The sequence below is a fragment of the Escherichia sp. E2562 genome (assembly GCF_005781075.1).
GTDB lineage: Bacteria > Pseudomonadota > Gammaproteobacteria > Enterobacterales > Enterobacteriaceae > Escherichia.
In genome coordinates this window covers 20,852-40,420 of record NZ_VATM01000014.1, presented here as the reverse complement: position 1 = coordinate 40,420, position 19,569 = coordinate 20,852, and the positions used below count along the sequence as shown (strand labels likewise).

The following is a 19,569-nucleotide window of genomic DNA, read 5'->3' as shown; positions in this document are numbered from 1 at the left end:
AATTTACTATGCCACTACAGCCAACTTTTCCAGGATATTACCTTTACTACCCCAGCCACAAGCAGCATCCGCCAGCTTTTGCGCTGTTGATCGATGTACTTCGCTATTCAGAGTAACGGGTCCACATTTTGTTGTGGACCCGTTTGGGCATTAACGGCCTACGCGTGCCTGGTGCTCAGGCGAGTAACGTTCACCGACGATTTTAATTGTTTCCAGTGCCTCGGTTATCTGCTGCGTATCATTGCGCGAAAGAACAATGTCGACAGCACCCAGGTTTTCTTCCAGCCGGTGCAGTTTAGTGGTGCCAGGGATGGGTACAATCCATGGCTTTTGTGCTAACAGCCATGCCAGTGCGATTTGTGCAGATGTTACCCCTTTCTCCGCGGCCAGTTCACCTAACAAGGTGACCAGTTTTTCATTGGCTTCAATAGCTTGTGCCGCGAAACGCGGTACGGTGCTACGGTAATCATCCTTGCCGAAAGTGGTTCCTGGCTTAATCGACCCCGTCAGGAAACCTTTACCTAGTGGGCTGAAGGGTACAAAACCAATCCCCAGTTCCTCCAGCAACGGCAGAATTTCCTGTTCAGGCTCACGCCACCACATGGAATATTCGCTTTGCAGGGCGGTGACAGGTTGTACCGCATGTGCACGACGAATGGTTTGTGCTCCCGCTTCAGACAGGCCGAAATGTTTGACCTTACCTTCTGCAATTAGGTCTTTCACCGTTCCTGCAACATCTTCAATAGGAACATCCGGATCAACACGGTGTTGATACAGAAGGTCAATGACATCAGTCTTAAGACGGCGTAATGAGCCTTCAACGGCTTCACGGATATGCTCCGGGCGGCTGTTTAAAATCTGCTGCTTATTATCATCGCCGAAGGTAAAACCGAATTTAGTGGCAATCACCACACGGTCACGAAACGGTTTTAAGGCTTCGCCGACCACTTCTTCATTCAGATACGGACCATACACTTCGGCGGTATCGAAGAAGGTGACGCCACGTTCAACCGCAGCACGAATAAGTTCGATAGCCTGACGGGTATCGGTCGCCGGGCCGTAGCCGTGGCTTAAGCCCATGCAACCGAGCCCAAGGGCGGAGACTTCGAGTCCGGATTTACCCAGATAACGTTTTTGCATTGAATGAATACCTCTTTTATCGCGGCTTAAACATCAAGTTGGCGGCCAGTCAGCCATTCCACCATTGCGGGATCGCGGTGAGAGAAGAACGCGCTGGTTGCGGTATCCAGGGCGGTAATTTGCAGCATATCTTCAGGGCTGAGTTCAAAATCGAGAATGTTGATGTTCTCTTCCATGCGTTCTTTTCGCACTGATTTTGCCAGTGAAACAATGCCTCGTTGGTAGATCCAGCGCAGAACAACCTGGCCCACGCTTTTGCCATACTTCGCGCCGATTGCCGTGAGAACAGGATGCTGGAACAGACCATTTTTCCCTTCCGCAAACGGTGCCCAGGCTTCTGGCTGAATGCCACGACTTTGCATCCACGGAACGGCCTGTAATTGCTGGTTGAAGGGGTTAACTTCAATCTGGTTTACCGCCGGAACGACTTTATTAAAGGCGATAAGGTCAGCCAGTCGGTCAGGATGGAAGTTACTGACGCCAATAGCGCGGATCTTGCCTGCCTGTTGCAGTTCTTCCATGGCGCGCCAGGCACCGTGGACATCACCGTATGGCTGGTGAATCAAATACAGGTCAACATAATCAAGTTGCAACCGATTCAGAGAGCGTTCGAACTGGGCTTTGGCTCCTTCATAACTGGTATCCTGCAACCAGAGTTTGGTGGTGACAAAGAGTTCGTTACGGGCGATACCGCTTTGTTTCAGTGCGTTCCCGACCTGGGTTTCATTTTGATAGGAGGCGGCGGTGTCAATCAGTCGATAACCGGTGTTAATAGCGTCAATGACCGCTCTTTCGCATTCGGCGGCATCGGTCATCTGAAATACACCAAAGCCCAGCAGGGGCATTTCAATACCGTTGTTCAGTTTTACTTTTTGCATGGTGTTATCCTTCCGTTATCGTTCATGAGAAGCATAACGTAAAGGGAAGAGCTCGATTAGACGGCAGGATCTGTCAGGGGTTATGAACGAAATTCATAAATCTGTTTGAGTGTTGAGATGAGTCGTGCAAGTTCGATATCCCCGGAATTTACAGTCCGATGAAGGAAAATGAATATCCATAAAAAATATATTGGTTTATCCTGGCGTATATACCTACTTCGACGTATTGCCAATCGTGATAAATTAAAGGCAGGTCATTATTATTCACTCTGAATAATGAATTATTCACTGTCCGCAGACTAAGAAATATAACTTAGGTATCTATTTAATGACTTGCACAAAAAGCTAAATTTTCACCCATAAATAAAAATATAATCCCGCGCCCAACCACCTGATGAGTGGCTACAGGCACTGGATATATTAGGTGGCGGTGTACTTTCTTACATAAAGGTATTTCCTTTTCTGCGGAAAAGGAAACCGGGAAATTCCCGGTTTTTCTGACAAGCGGACGCCATTATTTGTGTCTGCCTATGTTCGTTAATTCGTTCATCAGGAAATTATCTCAATGTCACGTTATAAAACAGGTCATAAACAACCACGATTTCGTTATTCAGTTCTGGCCCGCTGCGTGGCGTGGGCAAATATCTCTGTTCAGGTTCTTTTTCCACTAGCAGTCACCTTTACGCCAGTAATGGCGGCACGTGCGCAGAATGCGGTTCAGCCACGGTTGAGCATGGAAAATACTACGGTAACTGCTGATAATAATGTGGAGAAAAATGTCGCGTCGTTTGCCGCAAATGCCGGGACATTTTTGAGTAGTCAGCCAGATAGCGATGCGACACGTAATTTTATTACCGGGATGGCCACCACTAAAGCTACCCAGGAAATCCAGGAGTGGCTCGGGAAATATGGTACTGCGCGCGTTAAACTGAATGTCGATAAAGATTTCTCGCTGAAGGATTCTTCGCTGGAAATGCTTTATCCGATTTATGATACACCGACAAATATGTTGTTCACTCAAGGGGCAATACATCGTACAGACGATCGTACTCAGTCAAATATTGGTTTTGGCTGGCGTCATTTTTCAGGAAATGACTGGATGGCGGGGGTGAACACCTTTATCGACCATGATTTATCCCGTAGTCATACCCGCATTGGTGTTGGTGCGGAATACTGGCGCGATTATCTGAAACTGAGCGCCAATGGTTATATCCGCGCTTCTGGCTGGAAAAAATCGCCGGATATTGAGGATTATCAGGAACGCCCGGCGAATGGTTGGGATATCCGCGCAGAGGGCTATTTACCTGCCTGGCCGCAGCTTGGCGCAAGCCTGATGTATGAACAGTATTATGGCGATGAAGTCGGGCTGTTTGGTAAAGATAAGCGCCAGAAAGACCCGCATGCTATTTCTGCCGAGGTGACCTATACGCCAGTGCCTCTTCTGACACTGAGCGCCGGGCATAAGCAGGGCAAGAGCGGTGAGAATGACACTCGCTTTGGCCTGGAAGTTAACTACCGAATTGGCGAACCTTTGGCGAAACAACTCGATACGGATAGCATTCGCGAGCGTCGGGTACTGGCAGGCAGCCGCTATGACCTGGTTGAGCGTAATAACAATATCGTTCTTGAGTATCGCAAATCTGAAGTGATCCGTATTGCTCTGCCTGAGCGCATTGAAGGTAAGGGCGGGCAGACGGTTTCCCTGGGGCTTGTGGTGAGCAAAGCAACTCACGGTCTGAAAAATGTTCAATGGGAAGCGCCGTCTTTGCTGGCCGCAGGCGGAAAAATTACCGGGCAGGGTAATCAGTGGCAAGTGACGCTCCCGGCTTATCAGGCAGGCAAAAACAATTATTATGCGATTTCTGCGGTTGCCTACGATAACAAAGGCAATGCCTCAAAACGCGTGCAGACAGAGGTGGTCATTACCGGAGCAGGTATGAGTGCCGAGCGCACGGCGTTAACGCTTGACGGTCAGAGCCGTATCCAAATGCTTGCTAACGGTAGTGAGCAAAAGCCACTGGTGCTTTCTCTGCGCGACGCCGAGGGGCAGCCAGTCACGGGTATGAAAGATCAGATCAAGTCTGAGCTGACGTTCAAGCCAGCTGGAAATATTGTGACTCGTACCCTGAAGGCCACTAAATCACAGGCACAGCCAACACTGAGTGAGTTCACCGAAACTGAAGCTGGGGTGTACCAGTCTGTCTTTACTACCGGAACGCAATCAGGTGAGGCAACGATTACGGTTAGCGTTGATGGTATGAGCAAAACCGTCACTGCAGAATTGCGCGCCACGATGATGGATGTGTCGAAGTCTACTCTGAGCGTGAATGAATCTTCAGGAGACGTGGTTGCCGATGGTCAGCAATCCCACACGCTGACGCTGACTGCGGTGGATACTGATGGTAACCCGGTGACGGGAGAGGCCAGCCGCTTGCGATTTGTTCCGCAGGATAGCAGCGGTGTCACCATTGGTACCATTTCGGAGATAAAACCAGGCGTTTACAGCGCTACGGTTTCTTCGACCCGTGCCGGAAACATTGTTGTGCGTGCCTTTAGCGAGCAGTATCAGTTGGGCTCATTGCAACAAACGCTGAAGTTTGTCGCCGGGCCGCTTGATGCAGCACATTCGACCATCACCCTGAATCCGGATAAACCGGTGGTTGGCGGTACGCTTACGGCAATCTGGGCGGCAAAAGATGCCAATGGCAACTCTGTAACTGGCCTCAATCCTGATGCACCATCATTATCGGGCGCAGCCGCTGCGGGTTCTAAGGCATCAGGCTGGACGGATAATGGCGACGGGACCTGGACCGCGCAGATTTCTCTCGGCACTACGGCGGGTGAATTAGTGGTTATGCCGAAGCTCAATGGACAGGACGCGGCAGCTAGTGCGGCTAAAGTGACCGTGGTGGCCGATGCTTTATCTTCAGGCCAGTCGACAGTCTCTGTGGCAAAAGATCACGTAAAAGCAGGAGAAAGCACAACCGTGACGCTTATTGCAAAAGATGTGCATGGCAACGCTATCAGCGGCCTTTCCCTGTCGGCAAGCCTGACAGGTGTTGCATCTGCAGGGGCGACGGTATCCAACTGGACCGAGCAAGGCGATGGTTCCTATGTCGCTACGCTGACCGCAGGCGGAAAGACAGGTGAGCTTCTCGTCATGCCGCTATTCAACGGCCAGCCAGCAGCCACCGATGCTGCGCATTTGACTGTCGTCGCCGGGGATATGTCATCAGCGAACTCTACGCTTGTTGCGGATAATGATGCTCCGACCGTCAAAGCGACGACGGAACTCACCTTCACCGCGAAGGATGCGTATGGGAACCTTGTCACCGGGTTGAAGCCAGATGCACCGCAGTTTAGTGGTGCCGCCAGCACGGGGACAGAGCGACCTTCAACAGGAGACTGGACAGAAACAAGTAATGGGGTCTACGTGGCGACCTTAACTCTGGGCTCTGCCGCGGGTCAGTTGTCTGTGATGCCGCGAGTGAACGGCCAAAATGCCGTTGCTCAGCCACTGGTGCTGAATGTTGCAGGTGACGCTTCCCAGGCAGTGATCAGTGATATGACGGTGAAGGTTGATAACCAAGTGGCAAATGGACAGTCGACTAACCAGGTAACCCTGACCGTTGTGGACCGCTATGGCAACCCGTTGCAGGGACAAAATGTGACGCTGACTCTGCCGAAAGGTGTGACCAGCAAGACGGGGAATACGGTAACAACCGATGCGGCAGGTAAAGCCAACATTGAGCTGATGTCAACGGTTGCCGGGGAACACAATATTACCGCTTCGGTGAATGGTGCGCAGAAGACGGTTACGGTGAAATTTAAAGCGGATTTCAGTACCGGTCAGGCGACCCTGGAGGTTGATGACGCCGCGGAAAAAGTGGCAAACGACAAAGATGCCTTTACGCTGACGGCAACGGTTAAGGATCAATACGACAACCTTCTTCCTGGCGCTGTGGTCGTCTTTAATCTGCCTCGGGGCGTCAAACCGCTTGCAGACGGTAATATCATGGTGAACGCCAACGAGGAGGGTAAAGCGGTACTGAAAGTGGTTTCCGTGACTGCCGGAACGTATGAAATCACGGCGTCGGCAGGAAATGACAAGCCTTCGAATACGCAGACTGTAACGTTTGTGGCCGATAAGGCTACCGCAACCGTCTCCGGTATTGAGGTGATTGGCAACTATGCACTGGCGGATGGCAAAGCCAAACAGACGTATAAAGTTACGGTGACTGATGCTAATAACAACCTGTTGAAAGATACCGACGTGACGCTGACCGCCAGCCCGGCGAAGTTAGAGCTGACTCCCAATGGGACGGCGAAAACTAATGAGCAAGGACAGGCTATTTTCACCGCCACGACCACTGTCGCAGCGAAATATACACTCACGGCGAAAGTGGAACAGGCAGACGGTCAGGTCTCGATGAAAACCGCCGAATCTAAATTCGTCGCGGATGATAAAAACGCGGAGCTCACCGCAAAATCTGATGTGTCATCTCTGGTGGCGGATGGGGTAACTACCGCAACAATGACGGTTACCCTGTTCTCGGCAAACAACCCCGTAGGAGGAACTATGTGGGTTGACATTGAGGCTCCGAAAGACGTGACAGAGGCGGATTATAAGTTCTCGCCGTCGAAGGCCGACCATTTCTCGAGCGGGAAAATCACGCGTACATTTAGTACCACCAAGCCAGGTACCTATACGTTCACATTCCACGCACTGACGTATGGCGGGTACGAAATGACGCCTGTGAAGGTGACAATTAACGCCGTGGATGCAAATACTGAAAAGGGCGAGGAGGAGACGCCATAATTTGAATAGTATGAAAGTGACGATCTAATAAAGAATAATGGTGTTGACATGCTCAACGCCATTATTCACTGAATACCTGGCCTGCTACTGATTAAACAGTCGCAGGCCAGGATAAAACTCAATAAGACATAGCGACAAACTAAACCGGACGAACGGGGATAAAAATTTCGCAAACAACATCATTGCCATCCTTTTCTACGAAATCTTCATTGTAATAAAATCGCTCAATATCGCTGCCGTTCACTCTGGCTAACCCTCTGGCAGGCAACTCTATCAGATAGATGTTCCGAACCCAGTCAGAGTAATGTTCCCAATTTCCTTCATAACGGAAAGAGGCATAAAGTCCTCGGGTCGTTGTCCACTCTTTCGGCATGTCAGCATATTCACATACCGTACCAGCAAAGGTTTCAACTGTGAGTAAATCGACCGACTTTGTTGATGGTTTAAACGTTGAGACGAAATAGATATCCGTCTTAAAATCCTTCATGCACTTGGCTAAATGATGACGCCGCAATTTGACTTCTTCATCCGGTGATTTATTCGATATTTCAGTATCATACTTAAATGAATTGCCAAAAATACGTGTTTCAGGGAAATGAATTAATGTGCAATCAGTTTTTGTATGTTGGCGTGCTAAAAATGGAGGGAAGATATTTTCCAGATCCCAATAATCACGGAGCCGGTATTCTCGAGGAGAGCATCCGAACAACTTTTTAAATTCGCGACTGAATGACTGCTGTGAATCAAAATGCAAAGATAGTGCAATATCAAGCATAGATTTCGCTGTGAGTCGGACAAGAATAGCTGCCCGGCAAAGTCTTCGTTTGCGAATGTATTCTCCCAGCGGCACATGCATGAAGTTTCTGAACAGGAGCTGGACATTGCGTCTACTGTAGCCAGATTTCTGTGCGATATCTTCGATTGAGATAGGGTTACCGAGATTGCACTCAATCCACTCCAGGAGTTGCTGCAAAATCTTCTGCCTGATCATAACATTCTCCATTTACCCTTCGCCATTTCGTACATTTTTCGTATGACAAAGGCTATTAGTGTATCAAAAACAGAAAGGTCCGAGGCCAGGCGACTGACAGTATCTCAGATTGTTGGCTAATGCTTGTTGTGTATGCCGGAACTTATCCAGCCAACAAAATAGCGCAAATTCAATAAATTGCGATTCTCTGGTAGGCATGATAATCATAGCGCATCAGGCAATTTTGTGCTTGTCATCAATCTCATCGTGTCTGCTTCATTTTTCCCATAATAGAGAGATTACAGTCCCCTATTATTAATGAAATTTTTACATAAGTGATATCAAAATCCACATACTAATCTGCGGTCATGTTTTAACGTAGACTAATGATTCATATGTAATGGAGGGACTGCTAGTGGAATTTTCCGTATTAAGCAACAATCTGAAAATGCCGATGATGGGATTTGGTGTTTTTCAGGTTACCGATAAAGAAGTGTGTAAACAATCAGTGTTGAATGCTATCCGAACCGGTTATCGGCTCATCGACACTGCAGCGGTATATGGTAATGAAGACGCCGTCGGCGAGGCTATTCGTGAAGCCATTTCGGAAGGTTTCTGTACCCGCGAGGAGTTATTTATTACGTCTAAATTGTGGGTGCAGGACATGGTTGATCAGGATACGGCAAAAGCAGGTATTGAAGCGTCATTAAAAAAATCGGGACTTGAATACTTTGATCTCTATTTATTGCACCAGGCAATGCGTGATTATTTCAGTGCATGGCGTGCACTGGAAGAGGCTTATGAAGAGGGCAAACTGAAAGCGATTGGGGTTTCCAATTTCTATCCTCATGTTCTGGCAAATTTTTGTGAAACAGTCAGAATTAAGCCAATGGTCAACCAGGTTGAGTTGCATCCCTATTTTGCCCAACCAGAAGCGCTGGCAACCATGAAGTACTACAACGTGCAACCTGAAGCATGGGCACCATTAGGCGGGGGAAGACATAAACCATTTGAAAACAGCCTGCTTCAGGGTATTGCAAATGCCCACCAAAAATCGATTTCTCAGGTAATTCTACGCTGGAATATTCAACGGGGAGTGGTTGTTATTCCAAAATCGACTCATCAGCATCGTATTGAAGAGAACTTCGCTATCTGGGATTTTTCACTGACAGAGAAAGAAATGGCGCAAATAAGCTCACTTGATCTGGGGTATGTTGGCGAATCCGTAAAACATTTTAATCCTGAGTTTGTTCGTGGCTGTCTTGGCGTAAAAATACATAACTAATTAGACTTATCAGGATGCTACCTGACCCGCCCTCTGAAAATATAACTTATAGCAGATGTTATTATATATTTTCCGAAGGCGGGATCTCATTATAAAAACACACTGAATCGCTTCAGTAAGATAAAATTACAGTTATTAATGGTTGTGTAATTATTGTTAATAATTTCATTTATACTCATTTGGTGGACTGTTTTAACAGATACTAAATGAGTATCTCTAAATGGGTGTTTAAGATAAATTCGATTGGATTCATGACGTTATTATATCGAATGCATGATTCCGTATTGTTAGTGGCGATCATTATAAAAATGTGAGCGACGCCGAAAGAAATAAAATTAGCTATTGCATCCAGGTATCCAATGATGGATTATTGATTTGTCATACAAATCAGTTTGAATTTGTATTCTGCTACCCAATAAAAAAGCCGCCATTTTTATTGATGTCTGATAACCCGGAAGGAGTGGTTGCGATCAGGCATAAATAGAAATGAAGCAATGGAGTATTGGTTGTGAATGTAAATTTCTTTGTTACCTGTATCGGTGATGCCCTGAAATCAAGGATGGCACGCGACTCCGTGCTGCTCCTGGAAAAACTCGGCTGTCGCGTAAATTTTCCTGAGAAACAGGGATGCTGCGGTCAGCCTGCGATCAATAGTGGTTATATCAAAGAAGCGATCCCAGGAATGAAAAATCTGATCGCTGCACTTGAAGATAACGACGATCCCATTATTTCGCCCGCCGGTTCCTGCACTTACGCCGTAAAAAGTTACCCAACATATCTGGCTGACGAACCAGAATGGGCATCACGTGCAGAAAAGGTCGCCGCGCGTATGCAGGATCTCACTTCTTTTATTGTCAATACACTTGGGGTCGTTGATGTAGGCGCCAGCTTGCAAGGGAGGGCGGTGTACCATCCATCCTGTAGTCTGGCCCGTAAGTTGGGCGTGAAGGATGAACCACTTACGCTGCTAAAAAATGTACGTGGACTGGAGCTGTTGCCCTTTGCCGAACAGGATACTTGCTGCGGGTTTGGCGGTACGTTCTCGGTCAAAATGGCCGAAATTTCCGGCGAGATGGTGAAAGAAAAGGTTTCACACCTGATGGAGGTCTGTCCTGAGTATTTAATTGGTGCCGACATTAGTTGCTTGCTGAATATAAGTGGGCGATTACAACGGGAAGGGCAGAAAGTCAAAGTGATGCATATTGCTGAAGTGCTGATGAGCCGCTGAGGGTATAAAGATGTCGATCAAAACCAGTAATACAGAATTCAAGACACGCATCCGTCAGCAAATTGAAGATCCGATCATGCGCAAAGCGGTGGCAAACGCGCAGCAGCGTATTGGGGCAAATCGGCAAAAAATGGTCGATGAATTAGGTCACTGGGAGGAGTGGCGCGATCGTGCCAGCCAGATACGTGATCATGTTCTGAGTAATCTTGACGCTTATCTGTACCAGCTCTCCGAAAAAGTGTCGCAAAACGGCGGTCACGTCTATTTTGCAAAAACCAAAGAAGACGCTACCCGCTACATTTTACAGGTCGCCCAACGCAAAAATGCCCGGAAGGTGGTGAAATCTAAATCGATGGTGACCGAAGAGATTGGCGTCAATCATGTGTTGCAGGATGCTGGCATTCAGGTGATTGAAACCGATCTGGGTGAATACATTCTTCAGTTGGATCAAGATCCGCCATCTCATGTTGTGGTTCCGGCTATCCATAAAGATCGCCACCAGATCCGCCGGGTGCTACACGAACGTCTGGGCTATGATGGCCCGGAGACGCCTGAAGCGATGACCTTATTCATTCGTCAAAAGATCCGTGAAGATTTCCTCAGTGCCGAAATCGGTATAACCGGCTGTAATTTCGCGGTAGCAGAAACAGGTTCGGTATGCCTGGTGACCAATGAAGGCAATGCGCGAATGTGTACCACGCTACCTAAAACGCACATCGCGGTGATGGGGATGGAGCGTATTGCCCCCACGTTTGCCGAGGTTGATGTATTGATCACCATGCTGGCGCGTAGTGCCGTTGGCGCACGTTTGACGGGATACAACACCTGGCTGACAGGGCCGCGCGAAGCGGGGCATGTGGACGGGCCAGAAGAGTTTCATCTGGTTATTGTTGATAACGGGCGTTCTGAAGTGCTGGCCTCTGAATTTCGGGATGTGCTGCGCTGTATTCGCTGCGGGGCCTGCATGAATACTTGTCCGGCATATCGCCACATTGGAGGTCACGGATACGGATCTATTTACCCAGGGCCAATCGGCGCGGTGATTTCTCCGCTACTTGGCGGCTATAAAGATTTTAAAGATTTACCCTACGCCTGCTCTTTATGCACGGCCTGTGACAGCGTGTGTCCGGTGCGTATTCCTCTGTCAAAACTGATTTTGCGCCATCGTCGAGTGATGGCTGAAAAAGGGATCACCGCAAAAGCAGAGCAACGGGCGATTAAAATGTTCGCTTATGCCAATAGTCATCCGGGATTGTGGAAAGTCGGAATGATGGCAGGCGCTCATGCGGCAAGCTGGTTTATCAGTGGCGGCAAAACACCACTCAAGATCGGTGCGATTAGCGACTGGATGGAAGCCCGCGATCTTCCTGAAGCTGACGGCGAGAGTTTCCGTAGTTGGTTTAAGAAACATCAGGCGCAGGAGAAAAAGAATGGATAATCGAAGCGAATTCTTGCAAAACATTGCTCAGGCACTGGGTCGTCCGTTGCGACTTGAACCGCAAACAGAAGATGCACCGCTTAACAACTATGCAAACGAGCGTCTTACTGAACTTAACCAGCAACAGCGCTGTGACGCATTTATCCAGTTTGCCAGTGATATCATGTTGACGCGTTGTGAACTGATCAGCGAGGCGCAGGCCGCGGATGCTGCATTACGTTTGTGTAAAGAGCTGGGAGATCAGTCGGTTGTGGTTAGTGGCGACAGGCGACTGGAAGAACTGGGGATCAGTGAACGTTTACAGCAGGAATGCAATGCCGTCGTGTGGGATCCGCTGAAAGGTGCCGAGAATATCTCGCAGGCAGAGCAGGCTAAAGTTGGCGTAGTTTATGCTGAATATGGCTTAACAGAATCGGGAGGCGTGGTGCTTTTTTCCGCTGCTGAGCGTGGGCGCTCGTTGAGTTTGCTCCCTGAGTCCTCAATTTTTATCCTGCGCAAAAGCACCATCCTGCCACGTGTGGCGCAACTCGCAGAACAATTGCATCAGAAAGCGCAGTCCGGTGAACGTATGCCGTCCTGCATTAACATTATTAGTGGCCCCAGTTCAACGGCGGATATTGAGCTTATCAAAGTCGTCGGGGTTCATGGCCCGGTAAAGGCGGTGTACCTGATCATTGAGGATTGCTGAGAGGGAGTAACATGAGAGTTACCTCACGTTTTTATGGCAGGATTCAGTCCCATATCAAAACGGTAACTCTCAACCTTACAAGGCCTACAGCCAAATCAAGTCGCGACTGAATTTTTAGTTCTCAGCGGCATTCCATTAGCCACAAAATACGCAGCCGTGCTTTTCGCCAATCATAATTGATGCATCCACCACGCGCAGGCCCTCCAGTTCGTATACGGCCCGCCGTCTCGTCGTAGTCTGTTCTGTACGCATCGCACGGGGGAAAGGCGGTTTCGGTGCAATTACGCACAAGTTCGTTGAGCTGTTCATCGGTCTGACAATCGACACACAGGAAATAGTGTGATGTTCCAGGACGTGCATAAAACTGCGCCATCTCTGCATATGGTACGGGAATTATTGACCCACTGTAGAATTTTATGCATATATTATATATAGTTGTAATTTCATATCTTGTAATTCCTCTTAGTCACTTGTAAATCTTATATTCTATTAATTAACGATTTTATATGAATGAAAGCTGAATGGATTCAGTCTTATACGCATATATATTTCTTAATAAGATAATTCTTATATTTAAATACCTAATTAGAGTTATCACTTTCGTTGGTTATATATTATGGGTGTAATGCCTGCTTCTTGTTTATATTTTGAGTTGATTTGAGCTTTCAGATACATATAATGCGCATATGTTTGAGACTGGGTGCTAATGTAAGGGTAAAGTTAAGATTGTTAATTTGAAATAGGTGTCCGGTAGTAAGTTAATCTATTATTACTCTCTGAACTGCATACCCAGGTATGTGGTTATCAATGTTATGCGATTTTTTTGAATTTATATATGCCATGAGCAGCAACCGGGATGGCATTTTATGCGTTGCTGTTTATGCAATCTTGGTTTTATTTGGATGTATTGCTGGAGATTGTGATGAATAAAATATATCGGCTAAAGTGGAACAGGTCCCGTAACTGTTGGAGTGTCTGCTCTGAACTGGGAAGCAAAATAAAAGGTAAAAAGTCCCGGGCTGTTTTAATTAGCGCGATAAGTTTATATTCATCTCTGGTATTCGCTGATAATGTCATCGTAAACAAGGATACGACTATTGATTTTGGCAAAGAGAACAAGAGCATCGATTACCGTATTACGGTGACCAATAATGCCAATCTGGTAATCAATGCGACAGAATCTTCTCGTCCACGTTTTACGCTCGACTCTGGTGGTGGGCTGGATATCACCGGAGGGAAGGTGCATATCAATGGCCCACTTAACTTTTTGCTGAAAGGTACAGGTTTCCTGAACGTCGCCAATGCCGGCAGTGAGTTGTATGCTGATGATTTATATGAGTCAAACTCAGGCATGAGACATGATCGCGGCTATTTTAACGTCTCCAACGGCGGCAAAATCCATGTTAAGGGCACCAGTCGTCTGACTTATTTGCAGGGAAATGTCAGTGGTGAAGGCAGCCAGGTAAATTCTAAAACCTTCTTTATGGGCGTTTACGGCAGTTACGGTGGTAATCAGTACCTGTCAGTTAATAACGGCGGTGAAGTTAATGCCAGTGAGAAAATTAGCCTGGGCTATTATGATCAAGTCTCCGATACAACACTTGCTGTTTCAGAAGGTGGTAAAATTTCTGCGCCGACTATTAGTTTAAGCACCAACTCTGAGTTGGCGTTAGGTGCACAGCAAGGGAGTGATGCGAAAGCAGCAGGGATTATTGATGCCGAAAAAATTGAGTTTGTGTGGGCAAAGACATCCGAGAAGAAAATCACCTTAAACCACACGGATAAAAATGCGACTATTTCCGCGGATATTGTCAGTGGCAGCGATGGCCTGGGTTACATCAATGCGCTCAATGGCACGACTTACTTAACCGGTGATAACTCTGCCTTTAGCGGCAAAGTAACGATTGAGAAAAATGGGGCGTTGGGGATCACCCAAAATATAGGCACTGCAGATATCACCAACCGCGGGAAATTACACCTGAAGGCTGAGGATAGCATGACCTTTGCCAATAAGATCTCCGGCAACGGTACAATAAGTATCGACAGTGGGACGGTGGAGTTGACCGGCAATAACTATGCATTCAGCGGATATATTGATGTTGCTTCCGATGCTGTCGCGGTTATTTCTGAAGAAAAAAACATTGGCAACGCGGATCTGGATGTTGATGGCAAATTGCAAATTAATGCCAACAAAGATTGGGTATTTGATAACGATCTTGAAGGTAAAGGCATTGTTGAAATAAACATGGGGAATCACGAATTCTCCTTCGATGATTTTGCTTATACAGACTGGTTCCAGGGTTCACTGGCGTTCCAGAACACGACATTTAACCTGGAAAAGAATGCTGAGTTTCTGCAGAGAGGCGGGATCACTGCGGGTCAGGGAAGCCTGGTAACGGTGGGTAAGGGCGCTCACTCCATTAGCACTTTGGGATTCTCCGGCGGAACCGTTGATTTTGGTGCCCTGACAGCGGGTGCACAGATGACAGAAGGGACGGTCAACGTTAGTAAAACGCTGGATCTGCGCGGCGAGGGTGTGATTCAGGTTTCTGACCGTGACGTTGTAAGCTCAGTATCTCGTGATATTGACTCCGCGTTATCGCTTACTGAAGTTGATGATGGTAACAGCACCATTAAGCTGGTTGATGCACAAGGTGCGGAAGTTCTGGGCGATGCGGGCAACCTGCAATTGCAGGATAAAAATGGGCAAATTCTCTCCAGCAGCGCCCAACGTGATATTCAGCAGAATGGACAAACAGCGGCCGTCGGCACTTACGACTATCGTCTGACGAGTGGGGTAAACAATGATGGCCTGTATATCGGCTATGGCCTGACGCAGCTTGATTTGCAGGCGACCGACAGCGATGCCCTGGTGCTGAGCGCTAACGGTAAAAGTGACAATGCCGCCGATCTCAGCGCAAAGATTACCGGCAGTGGTGACCTGGCATTCAGCAGCCAGAAAGGTCAGACCGTATCGCTTTCTAACAAAGACAACGACTATACCGGTATTACCGATCTGCGCAGCGGGACGCTCTTGTTGAATAACGATAACGTGTTGGGTAATACCCGTGAACTGCGTCTGGCGGCAGAGACTGAACTGGATATGAATGGTCACAGCCAGACCGTGGATACGCTCAATGGGAGCGCCGATTCGCTGCTGAACTTAAACGGCGGGAGCCTGACTCTTGCCAACGGGGGGACTTCAGCCGGTTCGTTAACGGGTAACGGGGAGCTGAATATTCAGGACGGCACGCTGGACCTTGCGGGCGATAACAACAACCTGACGGCTAATATGAATATTGCCAGCTCGGCTAATGTTCTGGTAAGTCATGCACAGGGATTGGGTAGCGCAAATGTTGAGAACAACGGTACCCTGGTGTTGAATAATAGCGCTGAAAAAAGAGCGGCTGTGCCTGCGAATTACACCCTGGGCGGCAACCTGACTAACAACGGTACGCTGATGACCGGAGAGTCTGGACAGCAAGCGGGCAACGCGTTGGTTGTGAAGGGGAACTACCACGGTGATAACGGCCGACTGGTGATGAATACGGCACTGAATGGCGATGATTCAGTGACGGATAAACTGGTTGTTGAGGGCGATACCAGCGGCACGACTTCCGTTACGGTGAATAACGCTGGTGGTACAGGCGCTAAAACGCTTAACGGTATCGAACTTATCCATGTTGATGGTAAGTCTGAGGGGGAATTTGTTCAGGCGGGACGTATCGTTGCGGGCGCATATGACTACACTCTCGCGCGTGGTAAGGGGGCAAACAGCGGAAACTGGTATCTGACCAGTGGTGGTGATTCAGCTGAACCGCAACCGGAGCCAGAGCCGATGCCGAATCCGGAGCCTAATCCGACTCCGACTCCGACTCCGACTCCGACTCCAGAGCCGACGCCGGGTCCGGATCTGAATGTGGATAATGACCTGCGACCGGAAGCGGGCAGCTACATCGCGAACCTTGCAGCAGCGAATACCATGTTCACTACGCGTCTGCATGAGCGTCTGGGTAATACGTACTATACCGACATGGTGACGGGTGAGCAGAAACAAACCACTATGTGGATGCGCCATGAAGGTGGTCATAATAAATGGCGCGATGGCAGCGGCCAGCTGAAAACCCAAAGCAATCGCTATGTTCTGCAACTGGGAGGCGACATCGCACAGTGGAGCCAAAACGGCAACGACCGCTGGCATGTTGGGGTCATGGCGGGATATGGCAACAGCGACAGCAAAACCATTTCCTCGCGAACCGGTTATCGTTCAAAAGCGAGTGTGAATGGATATAGCACTGGCCTGTATGCCACCTGGTATGCTGATGACGAATCGCATAATGGCGCGTATCTCGACAGTTGGGCGCAGTACAGCTGGTTTGATAACACAGTGAAAGGGGATGATTTACAAAGTGAATCCTATAAATCAAAAGGATTTACCGCTTCACTGGAAGCTGGATACAAACACAAATTAGCTGAATTTAATGGCAGTCAGGGAACGCGTAATGAATGGTATGTTCAGCCGCAAGCACAGGTTACCTGGATGGGAGTCAAAGCCGATAAGCACCGCGAAAGCAATGGGACTCTCGTTGATAGCAGCGGTGACGGCAACATTCAGACTCGACTTGGTGTAAAAACCTGGCTGAAGAGTCATCATAAAATGGACGACGGTAAATCCCGCGAGTTCCAGCCATTTGTGGAAGTGAACTGGTTGCATAACAGTAAGGATTTCAGCACCAGCATGGATGGCGTGTCAGTCACTCAGGATGGCGCCCGAAATATTGCCGAGATAAAGACGGGTGTTGAAGGACAGCTAAATGCCAACCTGAATGTCTGGGGAAATGTGGGCGTTCAGGTTGCTGATAAGGGATATAATGACACCTCTGCAATGATTGGCGTTAAGTGGCAATTCTGATCTGAATAATAAGTAAAAGGAGAGAGCCGAATGGGTACCAATTCGGCTCTCTGTGTCATTTTCTTGCAGTCAGCTTTTCCTGCCAGAGTGAAGACAAGCAGATTAAGCTGGCGCACAAGATTTAATCAAGGTGTGTTCAATGGCTTCGCATGATTTGAGTGTTTTTTTGGAAGAGTTCGGCGCAACGGTTAATTTGACGTTGCCTGGTATTGTGTCCGAAAAAGAACGGCTTTTACTCAAGCTGCTAATGGAGGGGATGTCGGTTACAGAAATCTCACAGTACAGAAATCGCAGTGCAAAGACAATTTCACATCAAAAGAAGCAGTTGTATGAGAAATTAGGCATCCAGAGTGATATTACCTTCTGGCGGGATATCTTTTTTCAGTATCACCCGCAGGTAACCACTGCTACGGGAAATAAAAATAAAATTTATCTTCCTGACAACCGTTGTCACCATATTGTCACACCTGAAGCCATCAGTCTGGCGCTGGAAAACCATGAATTCAAACCGTGGATCCAACCGGTATTTTGTGCTCAGACAGGGGTACTGACAGGTTGTGAAGTGCTTGTTCGTTGGGAACATCCGCAAACGGGAATCATCCCGCCGGATCAATTTATTCCTCTGGCGGAGTCATCTGGTCTTATCGTTATAATGACCCGCCAGTTGATGAAACAGACTGCGGATATTCTGATGCCGGTAAAACATTTGCTGCCGGACAATTTCCATATTGGTATCAACGTCTCGGCGGGCTGTTTCTTGGCTGCGGGATTTGAAAAAGAGTGTCTGAACCTGGTTAAGAAATTAGGTAACGATAAAATCAAGCTGGTTCTTGAGCTGACGGAACGTAACCCTATTCCGGTAACGCCAGAAGCCAGAGCGATATTTGATAGCCTTCATCAGCACAACATTACCTTTGCGCTGGATGATTTTGGTACGGGTTATGCGACCTATCGTTACTTGCAGGCGTTCCCGGTCGATTTTATTAAGATCGATAAGTCATTTGTGCAAATGGCGAGCGTGGACGAAATCTCCGGTCATATTGTCGACAACATTGTCGAACTGGCGCGTAAACCTGGTCTGAGTATCGTGGCTGAAGGGGTGGAAACTCAGGAACAGGCGGACTTAATGATCGGTAAAGGCGTTCACTTTTTGCAGGGCTATTTGTATTCTCCGCCAGTACCGGGTAATAAATTTATCTCTGAATGGGTAATGAAAGCAGGTGGTTGATCTAAACCGCTATTCACAACGCATCGGGAGGTTGAGTGGTATCAATTCTCCCGATGCAGTAGATCCTGATAGATCCCCGTTAATATGCCATTTGGCGCAAATTGTTTTTTAATCCACTGCGTCACCTGACCCGTAGCAGAATGCTGAGTCGCCAGTAACATGCGCGAATCCTGGCGCGGATTATGGATTTGTCGGGTAACCAGCAGGGATTGCGTCATCGCCTCACGGACCATGTAATCCGGCAAAAAACCAATCCCTTCACCTAAAATCTGGCACTGACATTTGGTATTGAAATCTGGCACCAGAATCGACTCCTGCCCATGCAGCAACCAACCTACTTTTTTATTAATCGTATGCGCGGTGTCCTCCACCATAATATTAGGGTAAAGACGCAACTGACTTTCAGCGATCGGTTCTGGCATAAAGGCCAGTGGGTGATCCGGGGCAATGGCAAAAGCCCAGCGAATCGCGCCAATTTCAGTGTAATCAATACCGCCACCGTCCAGCAGCGTGTCGGGCGCGCCGATGGCGATATTCGCCTGATTATTGATAATCGCATCCCAGACGCCGTTATACACTTCGGTCGTCACGGTAATCTGGCAGGTAGGAAACTGCTTTTTCAGTACCTGCAATAAGCGTGCGGTGTGTTTGGGCGTATAAAGTAACTGGTTAATACAAATGCGCACACGTGCTTCTATGCCCTGCGAAATTGTATCGATACTGCGTTTGATGGCGTGAAAATCATTCAGCAGGTCGGTAGCCTTGCGGAAAAAATAACGCCCGGACTCGGTTAACTCAATGCTGCGGGTACTGCGAGTGAACAGCACCACATCCAGCCCCGTCTCCATACGCTTAATGGTGTAGCTAATGGCGGAAGTGGTTAAACCCAACTCTTCTGCGGCTTTACTGAAGCTGCCAAAACGCGCAGCGGTAGTAAACGCTAACAGGTTCTCTTCGGTAAAAATTGAGTTCATTAAACCATT

11 protein-coding genes and 1 pseudogene are annotated in these 19,569 nt (G+C 48.1%); 7 read left to right on the top strand and 5 right to left on the bottom strand.

Going from position 1 to position 19,569, the window contains the following annotated elements; translation table 11 throughout:
* Positions 1 to 150: 150 nt before the first annotated feature.
* Both FEK43_RS17880 and FEK43_RS17875 read right to left on the bottom strand, forming a co-directional pair.
* A complete protein-coding gene (locus tag FEK43_RS17880; RefSeq protein ID WP_130218362.1) occupies positions 151 to 1,140 on the bottom strand; it encodes an aldo/keto reductase in 990 nt (329 codons plus the stop codon).
* A gap of 26 nt (positions 1,141 to 1,166) precedes the next feature.
* Positions 1,167 to 2,018 (bottom strand): aldo/keto reductase, encoded by an 852-nt coding sequence (locus FEK43_RS17875; protein ID WP_135408125.1) that lies wholly within the window; start codon positions 2,016 to 2,018, stop codon positions 1,167 to 1,169.
* A 565-nt stretch (positions 2,019 to 2,583) separates the two neighbouring features.
* Here FEK43_RS17875 and fdeC point away from each other — a divergent pair.
* Positions 2,584 to 6,837 carry an inverse autotransporter adhesin FdeC gene (gene fdeC / locus FEK43_RS17870; RefSeq protein ID WP_138158674.1) on the top strand — a complete coding sequence of 1,418 codons (4,254 nt, stop codon included), beginning with the start codon at positions 2,584 to 2,586 and terminating at the stop codon, positions 6,835 to 6,837.
* A gap of 139 nt (positions 6,838 to 6,976) precedes the next feature.
* Here the strand turns inward: fdeC and FEK43_RS17865 are convergent, their stop codons facing one another.
* Positions 6,977 to 7,828 carry a helix-turn-helix domain-containing protein gene (locus FEK43_RS17865; RefSeq protein ID WP_135408122.1) on the bottom strand — a complete coding sequence of 284 codons (852 nt, stop codon included), beginning with the start codon at positions 7,826 to 7,828 and terminating at the stop codon, positions 6,977 to 6,979.
* Between the two features lie 394 nt (positions 7,829 to 8,222).
* Between FEK43_RS17865 and FEK43_RS17860 the strand changes: the two genes are divergently transcribed.
* The 4 genes from FEK43_RS17860 to FEK43_RS17845 all read left to right on the top strand — a co-directional run bounded on the left by FEK43_RS17860 (position 8,223) and on the right by FEK43_RS17845 (position 12,446).
* On the top strand, positions 8,223 to 9,092 hold the full coding sequence (locus FEK43_RS17860; protein ID WP_135408119.1) for an aldo/keto reductase: 870 nt from the start codon (positions 8,223 to 8,225) through the stop codon (positions 9,090 to 9,092).
* Between the two features lie 508 nt (positions 9,093 to 9,600).
* Positions 9,601 to 10,320, top strand: a complete 720-nt coding sequence (locus FEK43_RS17855; protein ID WP_130218352.1) for a (Fe-S)-binding protein — start codon at positions 9,601 to 9,603, stop codon at positions 10,318 to 10,320.
* Between the two features lie 10 nt (positions 10,321 to 10,330).
* The gene (locus FEK43_RS17850; protein ID WP_135408117.1) at positions 10,331 to 11,758 is read left to right on the top strand and encodes a LutB/LldF family L-lactate oxidation iron-sulfur protein; all 1,428 of its coding nucleotides are present in this window, start codon (positions 10,331 to 10,333) and stop codon (positions 11,756 to 11,758) included.
* Positions 11,751 to 12,446: a lactate utilization protein C gene (locus tag FEK43_RS17845; RefSeq protein WP_135408115.1), complete on the top strand. Its 696-nt coding sequence runs from the start codon at positions 11,751 to 11,753 to the stop codon at positions 12,444 to 12,446. The genes FEK43_RS17850 and FEK43_RS17845 overlap by 8 nt, the downstream gene beginning before the upstream one ends.
* 95 nt (positions 12,447 to 12,541) lie before the next feature.
* Here the strand turns inward: FEK43_RS17845 and FEK43_RS23185 are convergent.
* Positions 12,542 to 12,771: pseudogene (locus FEK43_RS23185) on the bottom strand (choline dehydrogenase); the annotation flags it as partial.
* A 597-nt stretch (positions 12,772 to 13,368) separates the two neighbouring features.
* On the opposite strand from FEK43_RS23185, the gene FEK43_RS17835 reads away from it, so the two are divergent.
* Entirely contained in the window at positions 13,369 to 17,358 is a 3,990-nt protein-coding gene (locus FEK43_RS17835; protein ID WP_135408113.1) for an autotransporter outer membrane beta-barrel domain-containing protein, read from the top strand.
* 139 nt (positions 17,359 to 17,497) lie between these two features.
* Positions 17,498 to 18,586, top strand: coding sequence for an EAL domain-containing protein (locus FEK43_RS17830; protein WP_130209778.1), 1,089 nt, complete (start codon positions 17,498 to 17,500; stop codon positions 18,584 to 18,586).
* 41 nt (positions 18,587 to 18,627) lie between these two features.
* On the opposite strand, the gene FEK43_RS17825 is transcribed toward FEK43_RS17830, so the two are convergent.
* Complete coding sequence (locus FEK43_RS17825; protein WP_135408111.1) at positions 18,628 to 19,560, bottom strand: LysR substrate-binding domain-containing protein; 933 nt, start codon at positions 19,558 to 19,560, stop codon at positions 18,628 to 18,630.
* Positions 19,561 to 19,569 lie beyond the last annotated feature (9 nt).